The following is a 15605-nucleotide window of genomic DNA, read 5'->3' as shown; positions in this document are numbered from 1 at the left end:
GGGCCGCCAGGCGGGCCAAAGAGGCAGAATTTCCAATGCGATTGCTACCACTGGTTATCATGCTGTCCGCTTGCGCGGTCTGCCAGGCGCAGGGAACCAGGACCTGGCACTTTACTGGCGCCGAGCTGGCCGCGGCCCTTGAAGGCCGGATGCCCTCGGAGTTCCGCGATGCATCGCTTCGCCGCCAATTTGCTTCCTCCTATGCGCAGGCCTACGTCGTCGGCATCGCGGACCAGACACAAGGCACGGTCTGGTGCGCCCCTACCGGCGTCCTTCCTCACGAATTGAAAGACAGGGTGTACAGCTACTTGTCCAAGCTGCCGGCCAGCCGTCTCGCGGAAAATGCCGGCCCGCTGGTGAGCGAGGCGCTCCATCAGTCTTTCGCTTGCCGGTAGGGTTCATTTCCGCGAATACGCCTTCCGGCGACACTTAGCGGGGAAGGGCCGCGGGCCTTCTGCCGCCCGCACGGGCGTAGGAAAAAGCAAAAAGGCGTGCGGCCGCCCCGAATACCGAAGCGGCTGGCAGCCACAAAAAATTCCGCCCCGCCATGCGAAATCGCAAACTTCCATTACAAAACCATTGCTATATGTGACATGAAATCTAAACTAGGGGTTTTCCCTTTGTCGTAATACAAATTCATGCGCTCGCGTCTCACTCTTGGCAACCTCTCCATTGGCACCCGGCTGACGCTGGGCTTCGGCACCGTACTTGTCCTGCTACTGGCGCTCACTGGCCTGTCGCAATACGAGCTGTCCCACATCGGCGGCATCAACCGGGCGATCACAGAACAGACTTGGGCCGAGGCAAGTGCCATCAACAGGATTGACGTCACGACGCGCGCCAATGCGCGCGCGAACCTCGAGTTGATCGTCAATACCGATCCCCGCGCCGCTGAAGCGCTGTTTGCCTACATCGACACCAATCGGAAGGTGATCGACCAGGCGCTGGAGACCCTGCGGCCGTTGTTCAGCACCGAAGACGAACGTCAGCGACTGCGGCTATTGGAAGACGTGCGCGGCCGCTACGTGAAGTCATTCCAGGGCGTGGGCGCGCTCCTCAAGCGTGGCGAGCGCGACGCCGCCCGCCAGCGCTTGCTGGAAGAGACCCTTCCGCTTCTGGACAGCCTGCAAGACCACATCATCGAGATTTCGCGGATTCAAGCGGCCGAGATGGCGGACGCCAGCGCCGACAGCCGGGAGGTCATCGACAACGCGGGCATGTTGAACCTGATCCTGTCGGGCCTGGCCGTCGTGCTGGGCGGCCTGTTCGCGTGGCGGGTGTCCAAGTCAATCACGGCGCCGCTTGCCCAGGCCGTGTCGGTGGCGGAGACCGTGGCGCGTGGCGACCTGGGGCAACCCATCCACGCCGTCACCCGCGATGAAACCGGCCGACTGCTGCGCGCGCTGCACGATATGCAGGACAAGCTGGCCGGCGCCGTTCGCACCATTCGCGCCGGGTCCGAAACCATCTCCAGCGCCGCGAGGCAGATCGCGGCCGGCAACGCGGACCTGTCCAGCCGGACCGAAGAACAGGCCGCGTCGCTGGAAGAAACCGCCGCATCGATGGAAGAACTCGCGTCGACCGTCAAGCAGAACGCCGACAACGCGCGCCAGGCCAATCAACTGGCGGCAAGCGCCTCCGAAGTCGCCCAGCGCGGCGGCGCCGTCGTGTCGGCGGTGGTCAGCACGATGGGCGATATTTCCGCCAGCTCGCGCAAGATTTCCGAGATTGTCTCGGTCATCGACGGGATCGCATTCCAGACCAACATCCTGGCGCTGAACGCCGCCGTTGAAGCGGCCCGGGCGGGCGAGCAGGGCAAGGGCTTCGCGGTGGTCGCGGGCGAGGTGCGGTCGTTGGCGCAACGCAGCGCGCAGGCCGCGCGCGAGGTCAAGACGCTGATCGAAGCGTCCGTCAGCAAGGTAGCCGAGGGCGCGGGCCACGCGGAAAACGCAGGCACCACGATGCAGGAGGTGGTTGCCTCGGTCAAGCGCGTGACGGACATCATGGGCGAGATCGCCGCGGCATCGCAGGAACAGGCCACCGGCATCGAGCAGGTCAACCGCGCGGTGTCGCAGATGGACGAAGTGACCCAGCAGAACGCCGCGCTGGTCGAAGAAGCCGCGGCCGCGGCGGGCTCGATGCAGGACCAGGCGCATGCATTGGTGGGGGCGGTCGGCGTGTTCCGCTTGCGCGAGGATGCCGCGCGGCGCGAGGACATCGGCGCCCGGCCGCGCGAGCGCGGCGCGCTGATGTTGACCTGATCGCCCGACGAAGGCCCTGGACTTCGCGCCCAAAGCCGTTGGGCGCGTCCGAAGGGCCGCACGGCGACCGTGGTTGGCCTGCGGTATAGTCGGCGTCGCTCGGCTTTTCGGCCCCGTCTCGACCCGCCAAGCGATTCGAAAATCCCCGGCCTGTCCACATGCGCTCCCCACTTGCCCCACGCGGCGCCGTCCTTCTGCTCATCGATCTGCAGTGCGCGATCGACCATCCCAGTTGGGGCGAGCGCAACAATCCCGATGCCGAGCGCCAGGTCGGTCGGCTCCTCGCCCATTGGCGCGCCCAGGGGTGGCCGGTCTGGCACGTCCGGCATGACTCCACGGATCCCGCGTCTCACTATCGGCCGGGCCAGCCAGGGCATGCCTTCAAGCCGGAAACAGCGCCCATCGCGGGGGAAGCGATCATTCCCAAGCAGACGAACAGCGCGTTTATCGGCACCGACCTGGAAAAGCGGCTGCGCGCCCATGGCCACGACACGTTGGTCGTGGCGGGCGTCATCACGAACAATTCCGTCGAGGCGACGGTGCGCATGGCTGGCAACCTTGGCTTGCAGGCGTGGCTCGTGGCCGACGGCTGTTTCACCTTCGCCCGGATCGACTGGAATGGGGCGGCGCGAAGCGCCGAGGATGTCCACGCCATGTCGCTCGCCAACCTGGACGGCGAGTACTGCACCGTCGTCACCGCGGATGCGCTGTTACGCGCTCTGCGCTGAACGCAGTTGCCGCTCTGGGCAGCGCGCCATGCCCGGTTCGAGTCGCCGCTTTTCGCCGCGCGGCCCAAATGTATGGATTTTTAAGCCATGTTTGGCTCATAAAAAACATACATAGCGAATCATTCAAGAGTTTGTATGGATTCGGCGGTAGAATTTGACGCTTGTAGGGAGCAGGGCGCTCACCGCGCTGAATCGGGCTGATACGTTTCGTGGTTCTCGCGTCCGTCGCCCGTTTGGCTTTGCCCGGCCCACGCGCAGTAAATGCAGCTGCCGCAGCAGCGTTTTGAGGAAATGATGAATTTTTGGGTCCCTGTAATCTTCGGTACGTTCAAGATCCTCGTGTTGGGCACGGGCATGTTTCTCGCCATCAAGTCGCACCACGAAGGCGCCAAAAAGGACAAGGAAAAGATGAAGAAAGAGAAAGAGAAGGAGATGAGCGCAACGTAGGGCAGGCTTCGTTGCGACCGGGGGCGGCGCCCGGTTTCTCCACGTTCATCATCCGTTCAGGGTTCGGTGCTTATGCTCCAGCCCGCATGCCGCAAGGCTAGATTGCAAGAACGGGAGCATGAACCATGACCGCCTTTCCGCCTCCGCTGGAAGACCCGGAGGACGATGAACACAGCCCGGCCGAACGCGCCGCCGCCGCCGCCCGCAGCACCTGGGTGAGCGTGGGCGTGAACGTGGTGCTCGCCACCGCGCAGATTGTCATCGGCATTTTCTCGAAGTCCCAAGGCCTGATCGCGGACGGTATTCATTCCTCTTCCGATCTGATCGCCGACTTCATCGTGCTGCTGGCCAACCGCCATGGCCAGAAAGCAGCCGACGCGGACCACCACTACGGCCATTATCGCTACGAGACCGCGGCGTCCCTGGCGCTGGGCGTCTTGCTGCTGCTGGTCGGCGGCGGCATGCTGTGGTCCGCCGTGACCAAGCTGGAGCAGCCCGACGCGATCCCGCAGGTCCACCTCGTCGCGCTGTGGGTGGCCTGTGCCGCCCTGGTCATCAAAGAGGCCCTGTTCCGCTACATGCTTGCGGTGGCCAAGCGCGTGAAGTCCAGCATGCTGGTGGCCAACGCCTGGCATGCGCGCTCCGACGCGGCGTCGTCGCTGGTGGTGGGCCTGGGCATCATCGGCAACCTACTGGGCTACCCGATACTGGACCCCATCGCCGCGGCCATCGTGGGCTTCATGGTGGCCCGAATGGGCTGGAGCTTCGGCTGGGACGCCTTGCACGACCTGCTGGACCGCGCCATCGACGAAGGCGAAGCCGCCGCGATCCAGCGCACCCTGCTGGACACCCCGGGAATTCAAGGCGTGCACGATCTACGCACCCGAAAAATGGGGGATATGATCGTCGTAGACGCTCACCTGGAAATCGACGCCGGGCTGACTGTCGACGAAGGCCACAAGATCGCCGTGCAAGCGCGCCAACGCGTCATGCAGCGGCATCGTGTATTGAACGTGATGACCCATGTTGATCCCTGGAGACCTCCCGACGCGCCCAAGCAGGGCGCCGAGGGCAGGGCGATTATCGAACCAGGCTGTCCGTAGCGCGTTTTGACGACAAGGAAAAAACATGAAAATCAAGAACTCCGATACTCAGTACGCAGGCCTGGTGATCACCATGCACTGGCTCATGCTCGTGGTCCTGGCATTGGTCTACGCCTGTATGGAATTGCGCGGGCTGGCCACCAAAGGCACTGATCTGTACAACAACATCAAGGCCCTGCATTTCTCGCTGGGGTTGTGTGTGATCGGGTTGGTGGTTTTGCGGGTGGTTATCCGTGTGGCTTCGGGTGCGGCGCCTGCCGTGCGGCCGCCGATGCCGAGGTGGCAGGATGTGCTTTCACGGGTGATGCATTACGCGTTGTATGCGTTCATGATCGTCACGCCGATTTTGGGGTGGCTGACGCTCAGCGCGGGCGGGAAGGTGATTCCGTTGTTTGGGTTGGAGGTTCCGGCGCTGGTGGGGCCGGATAAGGCCTTGGCGGATCAGGTCAAGGAGCTGCATGAGACCTTGGCTACGGTGGGGTATTTCCTGGTGGGGCTGCATGCTGCTGCGGCGTTGTTGCATCACTATGTGTTTCGGGATAACACGTTGGTGCGGATGTTGCCGGGGCGGCGGTGAGGTTCTTCTGGCGGGGGCATGCGCGATCCCGGGTGTACCGGTAAGTTCTATTCAACCCTGTCCCGCGGTTTCAGAAAGCGGGCGCGCCGGAGCTGGTGCGGGCCGTGAAGGATGGGGCGGTCTCCATCAACGCCGCGGCGGCAGTCGCGACCTTGCCGCAGGAGCGGCAGGCGGCTGCGGTAGCGGGGGGCAGGAAAGGAATTACAGCAGGCGGCGCGCGAAGTGCGCCAGGCCAAGGCGCCGCCGCCGAAAGAGGCGGTGCCGGATATTCCGATCGAGAATATCGCGGATTTTCCGGCTGAGTTGGCGCGGTTACGGGAGCTGCTGGCGCGGTTGACTGATGAAAGGGATCAGTTGAAGAAGAAGGTGATGCATTTGACGGTGGCGTTGGCTGTGGCGCGGAATGCGTCGGCGGGGGAGGGGATGAGTGACGGGGGGCTGCCGCCATCCAATCATGCCGCCGCGTCGTCCAGGCGCATCATGCCTGCGGCCCGTTCAATATGTTCTCATAGTGAAGAAGGTCTTCCTGCGAAAAGCAGCAGAAGGTGACCTCTTGAATGGATGAGTCCTTTGACAAGCTTTCACGAACGGTTTTGACAGCCATCTGCGCCGCCAATTCGATGGGATAGCCGTATATCCCGGTGCTAATGCTTGGGAACGCAATCGAGACGGCACCCCTTTCCTCCGCCAGCGCTATACACCGGCGATAGCAATTGGACAGCAATGCCGGTTCGCCATTGTTGCCTCCCCGCCATACCGGGCCTACCGTATGAATGATGTATTGAGCGGAAAGACGATAGGCTTTGGTCGCTTTTGCATCGCCCGTTTTGCAGCCGCCGAGCAGCCTGCATTCATGCACCAGGTCCGGGCCGGCGGCGCGGTGTATGGCGCCATCGACCCCGCCGCCGCCAAGCAATGAGGAATTCGCGGCATTGACGATAGCGTCCACGTGAAGCTTCGTAATATCCGATTGGATTGCTCGCAGGTTGGTGGGCATGTTCACGCTCCTTGGGCATGAGAGGCTTGATTTTCTGTGCTCACTAGACAACGGGCTCCTTCATCAAGCGCGCCAAGATAGACGATCAAAAAAGTCTGCAATTGGCTAGGAGCCGTCAATGCGCGGTTAGAAGCATACAGCTAATGCTGGCGCTAAGCCGCGAGCAGGAGCTTGCCGCCGTGCGTTGGCTCAAGTGGCTGTTTAGGCGTTTCTGCCCTCGCTGCGGACGGCGGTTTAGTGGGATCAAACCAGAGGGACGTGGGTCGACAGATTTCTCGGACGCTGCGGGATGATGAGGCCTAAGGTTGGCATAACCGTCGGCCAGCGCAAGCAAAGTCCGTTGCTCGTTCGATTGGTGGCAGGCGTTCAGTGCCTGCTGAGCACAGCCTCACCTTGCTTGGGTACTAATGAAACCTTCCTTGTTACGTTCTATCATGACATAACGCTCATCCGGAAACGGGGAGAGCTCCACTTGCTGAGGTGGATCAAAGTCTTGATTGGTACTGACCTCGTATGTTGCGATCCCAGAGACTTGCTCAATCCTAATGCCCCTCACTGAAAGAACTTTGCTTGAAGTTAACGCCGCTTTAGGCACTTTCCAGAACTCAGGCGGGTTCGATGGGAGAGGCGTGGTCCGCCTCCGAGATAGCCGCGGGGATCGCAGCCTAGATCGAAGGAAACTGCTGACAGGCCGACTCTAGGGCAATGACTCGTTGTGCCGGGCCACCAAACAGCACTCATACGAGGGTTCGCCCGACCTGATACTCAAGGTAGTTGGAGTACGAGCCGAGCGGCGACTCTTTGCGTAGATCAGGCAACGACATAAGGCACCTAACGTACCGAAGGCGGGCTTTCTCTTCCCTTCGGAAATCGATCGGGTGCGAGCAACGCGCCAGAATCTCACTATAAATGTTATATTTCGATAAATATAAACACAAATCTAATGTTGATGGCGCATTGTATTGAAGGCACGCAGATGAAGAATATGCAGGGAATGAAGAAAACGACGGCGATAATTGCCTTGGTTGCGCTAGTCTCGGGGTGTGCGCCCAGTAGCCCATATCTTCCAAAAGCATATGATCCGACAGCAAGCGCCCGGTTGCGGGTTTATTTTGGACCCCCGACCAGAATTACCCTGAACCATACCTGCCTCGATAGCACGCGCTCGTACAGCTTCGAAGCCAACGACCCCCTGGTACGCGGAATCAGCAATACGGTGATAGGCATGCCTATGCCCAATATCGACGAAAAGTACTATTCCGAGTACGTCGTCATGGCCGGGATTCCGATCAACATTTATTCACGGGGCGGTGGGTGGAGTGCTCCAAATTCGATAGGTATGTCCATGTACAGCACGGAATTTGGCCAGTCGATTACCGCAGTGCTTGAACCCGGGAAGGACTACGAGACGCTCTATCAACATCCTAATACGGTCTTGCGCGAGCTTGTCGTGGTGGATGGCGTAGTGCGCACGAAGCCCGTGGCCGTAAAGAAGACAGAGGTATGCAAAGTGGACAGAACGCCGCTTCCGATGGGTGGAAACTCCTGATTCGATCGGGGGAGTGCGTTTGAACTCCGCTGCCCGGGCATCTATCCGCCAAATCTGGGTTCATTGAACTTGGAAATGTTGAGAATAACCCTAGTGGTTCGCTTAACCTGAGTGAGCGTACTCTGCAACTGGCTCCGCTTTCGGCCAAAAGCCGACATTTCAAGGCATATGAGCTATGGAGACTTATCGAAAAAATGCTTACCTCAACTGTTCGTGAGTAAAAAACAGTATGTCTATACCGTTAACTCAGTATTCCATCGAGAAACACAAAGACATGTATGCCAGGTGGTGCGCTGCTGCCGCGTATGGCCGTGGTCTAGCAGACGGTGGTAACTCTCTGGCTTTTAGACTAATTGAGGTAAGTGGCCTAGGTCAGGTAGCCGGCCCAGACGACATTGGCCAGGACGTCGATGAATGGCAGATGAGCTTTATGAAGAAAATCGATTCGGAAGCTGTGCGACTGGGAATCGGCGATTTTTCCTTTGGTCGCGCTCAAAAGCTGGTCAACATCTACTTAAAAGCGATATTAGTCTGCGGTGGTCACCATCATCATCCGAATGTTGCCTTGCTCCATCCACCGCTAGACTACGAACTGTTCAAAGGGCTACGCACCTTTCTGTGGAAAAACCGCAAGTCTATGTCTGAGGCACGTGCAGCATTTCTCGCCGCGCAAAAGAGTAATCCGCGGTGGACGCATTTTTCTGAGGCTGACTACGTGACCCACATAGATGCTATCAAGTTACTAATGGCTGGCAAGCCGCTTTATCAGGTCGAGGAACACTGGAAATTCTGATTTGGAGACTGGCTATGACCAGCTTGGAACTCTTACGAGAGACAGCTTTGGGTCGGAACCTGCCGTTCGACTGCGACAGCTTGCGGCCAAAACCGGCCGGTCACACCCCCGGCACAATGCGGCAGATACGGCCTTTCGGCCATCGGTTTTTTCGCTGGCCACTGACTGAGCCCTGAAAATTTCCGACTTGCCCAGACTCGGCGACAGCACATTTGCGACCGAGGCTGCTTACACTTATGATGTTAAACCGTGTAACAACATTTCACGCTCGGCATCGAAAACGAAGTATTGGCAATCGGAGGAATCATGGCAGTTCGAACTGAGGAAGAGCTTGGAAAGGCACTGAAGAATGATCAAGACACCATTGAAATTGAAGGTGACCTGCAAAATAAGGTTCTGAGAATTAAAGCAACAGGCACGGTTGCCTGGGTGATCGCCATCGGTGCAATTGGCATTGCCGTAGCTATCACTTTGGGTACTGGCGGGGCTGGTGCGCCAATCAGCGGTGCCGTCGGTGTAGGTGCCGTCACAGTACTTGGGCTTCCTGCCGCTTTGTCGGCGGTAAGTATCGCAGTCGCTGCTGGGGGTGTAGGCGCTCTCAACTCCTTGCGCAGGTACAAAGTTGTTTCCAATGCCGGCGGAAAGCTGGTTTTGTCTCGCGACTGAAATTGCACTCAAGCTGACCCGCCTTCTATTGGCAGATTAGCTTCGCCATTAGCGGCCGTCCTAAGCCTCTCGCCAACAGCTTCCAGCCAGTAAAACCGACGCAGCAGTCGTCGTGACCGAAGCATTCATATCTCAGCATCTGACCAGAACGAACAACGCATGAATAACAGGGATAGAGTCGGGGAAGTGCAAGTTGCTTGGCAATTGTTGACGGGCACAATGCTTACAGCGGCTTCGGTTCGCCGGGTGAAAGATCTACGAGACGCGCGAATTCCGCCCGCTGTGCCATTGAGCGCAGGGGTCTACGCTTTCTGGTGGACCGGAAGTAGGGAGCAGCTACTTCAAGCCAATCGGCATATCGTACTGAAAGGGCCAGGAGGCAAGAGTGTGGACGTGCATTATCACGACTGGTGGCCAGCGGAGGCCCCGTTCCCCTGTTTGTACGTCGGCAAAGCGACCAATTTGAGGCGCCGCTTTCGCGAACATCTTTTGCCCGGTACGGCAGGGCGTGCACATCGAGCACTATCGGGGAACCTCAAGACAAAGCCCCGGACTTCATCTTGTCAATTGCGCTTCGGAATTGAACATATCTTCCCAGCCGAATCTGATCCGTTGGCGCTTATTGCCGATAGCGTAGGCTTTTCCTGGTGCGATGAGTTCCCGGAAAATGCTGTCGCTGAGCGCTTTTTTGCTGAGGACAGGCTCGTTGGGCATTTCCGCCCCTGGTTCAACATCGACTCGGAACGTTGATCGTCTGATAGCCTCCAATCACCGTCCTGACCAACGAAGAGGCCGCAGCGATCAGGCCGCAGATTTGGACATTTGCCCTTCTTCAACGCCTCTCGCGGTGGTCGGTATCCGGCTAGAAGCAGTCGTTCGATCGTCAATGTTGATGTTTAGCAGGTGTCTATTCAGACAGTCATGCGACATTGCACGAGCCACCCTGCCTTTAAAGCTGCAATGTCAGGCATTATCGAGCTAACTAGACCTGTCTTCTACACGCCTGCTAGATCAAGTTGGCCTTCTCCTATCTTCGGAACATCAAGTGATTACACTAGACCAGTTGCAAAAAGACATCGGGACCAGCTATACAAATAAATTAATTAAGCGGCTACATAAATTCGCATACATCCCCCCCAGAGTTCTACAAGAACTTTCCACCCAAGCGCTTAGCGAGAAATGGGGGAATGATCTACATGTTCTTGAAAAGTACCTTGCCGTTCATATTGCTTGGAGCATTGAGCAAGGAAAGGTCACTTTCTCCGAAGACCAGTTTTATGTTTCCGCAGGGAATTTGCAAACTCGGTATGGGACCCCTTTATATTTGGTTTTCATAAAAGGCACTGAGGAGGGCAAGACGCCATGGAAGCTGATCAAGGCTGGTTCACAAATCAACGCACCAGAATTGCCCGCACCGCCAGAAATCCCTAAAGGCCCAGAAATACCTAAAGGGGTGGAAATTGTCATGCAACATGACCACATGCTGAAAGACAACGAAGACCGGGTTAGCTTTCTAAAAGACGTCCCACCAGTTGCACAAATGTGCGCGATTTCAGGCTCGATTCAATGGTCTTTAAACAGAGGATTACAGCTTCCCTATTGGTATTACGGAAGTATGAACCATCTTGTTCCTCTCTACCTTAAAGATCGCGAGAACATTACCAACGCACCGGACCTAGTTGCGCCAATACAAATCACAAATGACATGCTATTGGTCCGCACGGTCCTAGATCCACATATGCCATACGCGAACTCTAGGGTTTCCGTAAAGCGGCACGATCAATTACCGCCGTGGATGATTGACACATGGAATGCTCATGCTGATGCAATGGCTGCCGAAGATGAAGAATCTGAATCCTGAGGCTAACTTTCATTCCACCGAAGCTGCGCAGAAAGCACTAGAATGTCTGCAGTGGGTCGGAAGGCGCCACTCGTGTCCGGCCGCTCTCGACCCTAATCGGTCAGTCGGAGCCCCTCGGGCAACGTCTGCTGTGCAGCGATTGGCCTTCCAGTTGTTCAGGCGACCGGCGGATGACGCCGCAAAGCGGACGCCAGCCGTCGAGGTCAAGCAAATAGCTCTGTTCGCGAAATCAACGGACCGACATGCTCAAGCTGCCCTATGGCGTAGGCATCTTGATGGTATCTTGCGCCGGTACTACCGTCCGTTTCTGCAGCTTCGTAGGCCTACCAAGCCATGTCTGCAGCCTGCTCGAACCGACGAGTCAGGCCGTCGACGAAACTGAGCATATTCTCCTCGGACTGCATAGCGCGTGCGTAGGTACCATCAGTCGCGTATGACGGAATGCTAGGAAGGGCACTGAAAAGATAGTGCTTTGCGGGTGCCAGTGCTCCCGCCCATAGGTGTTCAAGAAACGAACCGATCTCCGTTATCGCCGACGCCTCATCGAAAGCGACGCGACCTGTGAAGCTAACTTGATGGTCTCGGTCGTCGGACAGCATAACGGAGACGGAGCCAGCACCCGAATGGAAACGAAACGCTTGGCCCTCTTTGCCGAACGCCCCGTGAGCCACGAAGTTCCTTACCTGTGCACGAAGATCCAAGAGCTTGTCGTAGTGCACTTTGGTGTCTTTATCCGAGATGTCCAGTGCGGCCTTGAATTTCGCATTCCAGTTGTCCTCGGCGAGCTCCGCAACTTGCGTACCCACGGTCAGCTTTCCCTGAAGTATCGCGAGATGGATGAACGCATGCTCAGTCCAACTGAAGAAAGCTTCGATGGCAGCCAGCGCATACCAGTTCACTTGCTTGTTAACCGACAACCATGATGAGATGAACTCGAAGTTGAACGTTCCAGGGGATTCGCTTTTTCTGTCCTTCGCCTTACTTTCCAGCTCCTTGCTTTCACCGACCTTTGCGTTGAACTGGTCGCGAAAATACTCGTAGCGTGCGAACAGATCGGAGTTTTTGTTGACGACGTTCAGATCAGAAGTCGCAATTGCTTGCTGTGCACGCCACTGGAAGTATGGGGCCGCAACTGAGACGGCCTTCTTGATCGCTTCGACGATAGCGGTCGCGTCCTTCTCGCCTTGCTGACTTGGCCGACCGCTCATTCTCGCGTTGGGGTCGAGATTGGGTTCGAAGACGCCGAGCCCCATCTTTCTATGCTCTATGCTGTACAGGCGACTGCGAAACCTGACGGGTACCGTCCACGCGGTCTTTTCCCATTTACCAAGACTCGGGAACTCGAGTAGATCAACGAGAAGAAAATAGACAAGGTAGTAGGACGGAAGGCCCCGACTGGCCTCTGTTCGCGCCGACAACATTAGCCCGCGTCTTTCCTCAGGCGAACGCGGAGGCCCGGCGGGCTCCAGCTCTTGGAGTGCCGCTTGTACCATGTCTCTCATATTTGCAGGCAGGTCCGGTACAGCGATCGACTTTCTGGCTTTCACGCCTATTCCCTATTCTTGAGCCACGGTTCAGACCTGCGCGTCTACTAAGTCGCGGGACTGTGTCGAGAACGTGCGCAGGTTCCGCGAGATCACGCGCTGCAGGGCTACCGGATATGCCGGGTATCGGAGACTCGCGAAGGTCAATCAGCCTCCCTCCGGTAGCGCTGAGGGCGAAGCACCTCCTGTTGCCGGTGCAGCAGCAGGTCCCTGGAAGCGGATATTGTTTGCCTGTCCGTTCGCCTCGGCCCAGTCCTTGATCTTGGTGCCTAACCAGGTCAGGTAGTCGCTGGTACCCAGCGCGCCGTCAGCGAACGGCTCGTGCTGGTCTGAGTCCAGCAAGTCCGCCATTAGGGTCTGGACTCGTAGCGCCATGGCATCGTCCTTGGCCACCATCAGGTAGGTATTCAGTGGCTTGTCCTTGGACTCTTCCTCACCGCCGAGGAAGCGCTCGAAGTCGGGCACGCTGATCCTGTGCCGGGCGGCTAGGCCAGCCGTTCTGGCCTTAAGCACTGCCTCGCGGATTTTGTCGTTCTCGGTCCACATGCCGTTGCGGTGCCCGTTCGATTTGTATGGCGGGTCTACATCGTGCACGATGCCGAAGTCAATCTTGAAGTGGGTCATGACCTTTATAAGCGGCACCAGGATGGCTTTGCCCCTAGCGCGGATGACTGTCACCTCGTCCGTGAGTCCGTGTCCACGCTCAATGATGGACGACATGAAGGCGGCATGCTCCGTGTCACCCTCGACAAGCACGGGGTAGGAGCCGAAGAACACTTCGGAGAAGCTCGGGTCGATGTGCTGGAGGGCCTGCAGGCGCTGCTTGTCGTCGTCTTGGAACTCGAATTCAATCTCGTCCGAACGATAGGTCTTAGGCGCCATAGGCGCGTCGTCATCTTCACTCTCGCGTTCGAGGCGAACGATAGTCGTATGATCCTCGAACGGGTTGACGAAGTGGGGCGAATGGGTGGTCATGATGACTTGCCAGTCGGGATGTTTCGCCAGTTCGTACAGGTGGCGTTGCGCAGCCCGTGCGGCCATTGGGTGCAACGCGTTCTCTGGCTCATCGATCAGCAGTAAGTAGCCCGGAAATGCCGGGTCGTCCTCGCTGTCGGGAATGTTGCCGTCTTCGTCGTGAGCTTTCAGGCGTGAGTTACATTCCGCGATGATCTTGTCGTAGGCCTGCAGATCAGCTTCCTTGGCTTTCCCCGGTCCCTTGTCCGCCTCTTTCTTGCGCTTCACCCGGGCTGCTTCCAGCTCCTTCTCCAGTCGCTTCCTGTACTCCTGCCGGACCTCGTTGTCGCGTGACAACTCGTTGTGGACCTGGAGCATGGACCAGAATAGCGCGCGCCGTGCGCCGGTTCCCTGCTGGTGGAGCGACGTCTGCGTCTTTCCATCCTGGACGATGAGACTTGAGCCCGTTTTGAGGAGGTCGGCGAGCTTGGGCACGATCGGACTCGCCGCGATGTTCAGCTTCACGTCCAGGCGCGGGAATACCCGCTTGAACCCTTGTGCCACTCGGCCTGATATGCCGTTGAAGTGCTTCTCGTGCATGCCGCTGAGTGATTTGACTCGCGTCGTGACGCTTGCAAGAGCGAGGGAAAGCGCGGACGCCGGATCGATCCGCTCCTTCTCGAGGCCGGCCAACAGCGGACCCAGCGCTAGGGTGAGCAGCATCTCCTCGGTCTTCGCTGCGTCATCCAGCGAACCGATGCGAAGCGGACGGGGCAACCTGGAATTGAAGACTGGATCCGCGCCTCCGGCCTTGCCGTCCTCAGCCCACGCCCCCTTTTCGTCGGCACCTCCAGACGGATCCCACGTTGTGCGGACCTTCTGATACTTGCCGGGTGCCCATTGCCAGCGGCTCTTGACGATTAGCAATCCGTCCTTCGCCTCCTTCCACCGCGAGTCGACGTTACCAATGCCGTCTGGGATGTGAACCTCCAGAAGCACTTCGGAGGGCTTGTCCGACGGGGCATGCAGGCAGCGGTCCTTGTTCTCATCAAACTGGACTGAACCTTTGGCCAGTTCGTAGGCGCGCAGGATGGTGGACTTGCCCGCGTTGTTCTTGCCGACCAGGCAAACAACATTGTCTAGTTCGATCTCTACGCCGTCGTCGCCGATGCATCCGATGTTGCGCACGGTGATGCGTACAAGCCTGGATCGATTTGCTCCTGCCATGTTTATCCCCTATTGCACGAATATATCGTTGTTAAACAAGCGTAACAGCAGTGGCGGCATGACGGTAAACGCCGGACTTCCGCCGGGCGCCTGTCTGCCAAGTCAGCGGTATTAGGCGATCGGTGTTGGCGAGAAACCTCGCTCAGGCCCAGAACTGTGAACGACTCAACTGTGAATGACTCAGATCAGCCTATAGCGGTCGCTTAGACGGTATCTTTCAGTGACGCCTCACGGCCGTGTGTCGACACAAGTAGCCAAATTGTCCCTCCCCATTTCTACGATGCATCCTTTCCTCCCGTATACTCCCCCCACTACCGCACCAACGGTAGTCCCGGAATGGAAGCCGGGTAAGCTATAGGCGGGACAGCCGCCGCTCAGGCGGCATTTTCATGTCCAGCGTCTACGCACGTCCCTATGGGCGGGCCTGGACGGGGGTGCGCTTGCGCACGCCGGGTCCTATAGCTCCGGTCTTCCAACCCTGTCTTGTGCCCGCCCGCCCCGTTTGGAAGCGGGGAGGCGGGTTCTCCACTCGCTATAGGAGGCAGCCCATGCTGCACCCCCTAACCCAAAACCCCTGGCAAATCGACACCGACCGCGAATCCGGCCCCGTCTCCCTTTCCCACCTCCACCAACTGGACCGCACCCGCTACGCCATCCAGACCATCGCCCGCATGGTCGGCAACAGCGCGTCCGAACCCGACGCCACCGGCTCTCCACCGCTGGACCCCTGGGCAATCTCCGCCCTGATGGGCGGCGTCGAAAGCCTCTGCGAGCACCTCGGCACCCTGACCGAAGCCATGCTCGACCAGGCCCTGCAATCCGACGACGACAGGGAAGCCCCCAACCCCACCCACGACGCTCCCCCCTCGATCCAATAGATCCACGAAAATAATTCCTA

Annotated in this window: 15 protein-coding genes and 1 pseudogene; 12 read left to right on the top strand and 4 right to left on the bottom strand. The window is 58.4% G+C overall.

Annotated elements, in window-relative coordinates:
• The first annotated feature begins 35 nt into the window (after positions 1-35).
• The 7 genes and pseudogenes from HV783_RS23420 to HV783_RS29525 form a co-directional block, all read left to right on the top strand.
• Positions 36-395, top strand: coding sequence for a Rap1a/Tai family immunity protein (locus HV783_RS23420; RefSeq protein WP_054502767.1), 360 nt, complete (start codon positions 36-38; stop codon positions 393-395).
• 243 nt (positions 396-638) lie between these two features.
• A complete protein-coding gene (locus tag HV783_RS23415; protein WP_175189962.1) occupies positions 639-2261 on the top strand; it encodes a methyl-accepting chemotaxis protein in 1623 nt (540 codons plus the stop codon).
• A gap of 158 nt (positions 2262-2419) precedes the next feature.
• Positions 2420-2989 (top strand): cysteine hydrolase family protein, encoded by a 570-nt coding sequence (locus HV783_RS23410; RefSeq protein WP_064524523.1) that lies wholly within the window; start codon positions 2420-2422, stop codon positions 2987-2989.
• 261 nt (positions 2990-3250) lie between these two features.
• Positions 3251-3436 carry a hypothetical protein gene (locus HV783_RS23405; RefSeq protein WP_063568803.1) on the top strand — a complete coding sequence of 62 codons (186 nt, stop codon included), beginning with the start codon at positions 3251-3253 and terminating at the stop codon, positions 3434-3436.
• A 125-nt stretch (positions 3437-3561) separates the two neighbouring features.
• Positions 3562-4539, top strand: a complete 978-nt coding sequence (locus HV783_RS23400) for a cation diffusion facilitator family transporter (RefSeq protein WP_175167421.1) — start codon at positions 3562-3564, stop codon at positions 4537-4539.
• 25 nt (positions 4540-4564) lie between these two features.
• On the top strand, positions 4565-5116 hold the full coding sequence (locus tag HV783_RS23395; protein WP_175189961.1) for a cytochrome b: 552 nt from the start codon (positions 4565-4567) through the stop codon (positions 5114-5116).
• Between the two features lie 59 nt (positions 5117-5175).
• Positions 5176-5536: pseudogene (locus HV783_RS29525) on the top strand (hypothetical protein); the annotation flags it as partial.
• A gap of 58 nt (positions 5537-5594) precedes the next feature.
• Here the strand turns inward: HV783_RS29525 and HV783_RS23390 are convergent.
• A complete protein-coding gene (locus tag HV783_RS23390; protein WP_175189960.1) occupies positions 5595-6113 on the bottom strand; it encodes an O-acetyl-ADP-ribose deacetylase in 519 nt (172 codons plus the stop codon).
• Positions 6114-7089: 976 nt separating this feature from the next.
• Here HV783_RS23390 and HV783_RS23385 point away from each other — a divergent pair.
• The 3 genes from HV783_RS23385 to HV783_RS23375 all read left to right on the top strand — a co-directional run bounded on the left by HV783_RS23385 (position 7090) and on the right by HV783_RS23375 (position 9121).
• Complete coding sequence (locus tag HV783_RS23385; protein ID WP_175189959.1) at positions 7090-7662, top strand: hypothetical protein; 573 nt, start codon at positions 7090-7092, stop codon at positions 7660-7662.
• 421 nt (positions 7663-8083) lie between these two features.
• Positions 8084-8455, top strand: a complete 372-nt coding sequence (locus tag HV783_RS23380; protein ID WP_175189958.1) for a hypothetical protein — start codon at positions 8084-8086, stop codon at positions 8453-8455.
• Positions 8456-8761: 306 nt separating this feature from the next.
• Complete coding sequence (locus HV783_RS23375) at positions 8762-9121, top strand: PM1101 family membrane protein (RefSeq protein WP_175189957.1); 360 nt, start codon at positions 8762-8764, stop codon at positions 9119-9121.
• 555 nt (positions 9122-9676) lie between these two features.
• On the opposite strand, the gene HV783_RS23370 is transcribed toward HV783_RS23375, so the two are convergent.
• A complete protein-coding gene (locus HV783_RS23370; RefSeq protein ID WP_175189956.1) occupies positions 9677-9835 on the bottom strand; it encodes a hypothetical protein in 159 nt (52 codons plus the stop codon).
• 331 nt (positions 9836-10166) lie between these two features.
• On the opposite strand from HV783_RS23370, the gene HV783_RS23365 reads away from it, so the two are divergent.
• Positions 10167-10982 (top strand): DUF3825 domain-containing protein, encoded by an 816-nt coding sequence (locus tag HV783_RS23365; RefSeq protein WP_175189955.1) that lies wholly within the window; start codon positions 10167-10169, stop codon positions 10980-10982.
• Positions 10983-11305: 323 nt separating this feature from the next.
• On the opposite strand, the gene HV783_RS23360 is transcribed toward HV783_RS23365, so the two are convergent.
• Together HV783_RS23360 and HV783_RS23355 are read right to left on the bottom strand one after the other, a co-directional pair.
• Positions 11306-12529 (bottom strand): hypothetical protein, encoded by a 1224-nt coding sequence (locus tag HV783_RS23360; protein WP_254604008.1) that lies wholly within the window; start codon positions 12527-12529, stop codon positions 11306-11308.
• Between the two features lie 144 nt (positions 12530-12673).
• Positions 12674-14707, bottom strand: coding sequence for an ATP-dependent nuclease (locus HV783_RS23355; RefSeq protein ID WP_175189954.1), 2034 nt, complete (start codon positions 14705-14707; stop codon positions 12674-12676).
• A 548-nt stretch (positions 14708-15255) separates the two neighbouring features.
• Here HV783_RS23355 and HV783_RS23350 point away from each other — a divergent pair.
• Entirely contained in the window at positions 15256-15585 is a 330-nt protein-coding gene (locus tag HV783_RS23350) for a hypothetical protein (protein ID WP_175189953.1), read from the top strand.
• The last annotated feature ends 20 nt before the right edge of the window (positions 15586-15605 follow it).

The organism is Achromobacter dolens (genome assembly GCF_902859745.1).
Lineage (GTDB): Bacteria > Pseudomonadota > Gammaproteobacteria > Burkholderiales > Burkholderiaceae_B > Achromobacter > Achromobacter dolens.
The sequence above is the reverse complement of the archived record's forward strand: the minus strand, read 5'-3'. Positions and strand labels throughout refer to the sequence as shown.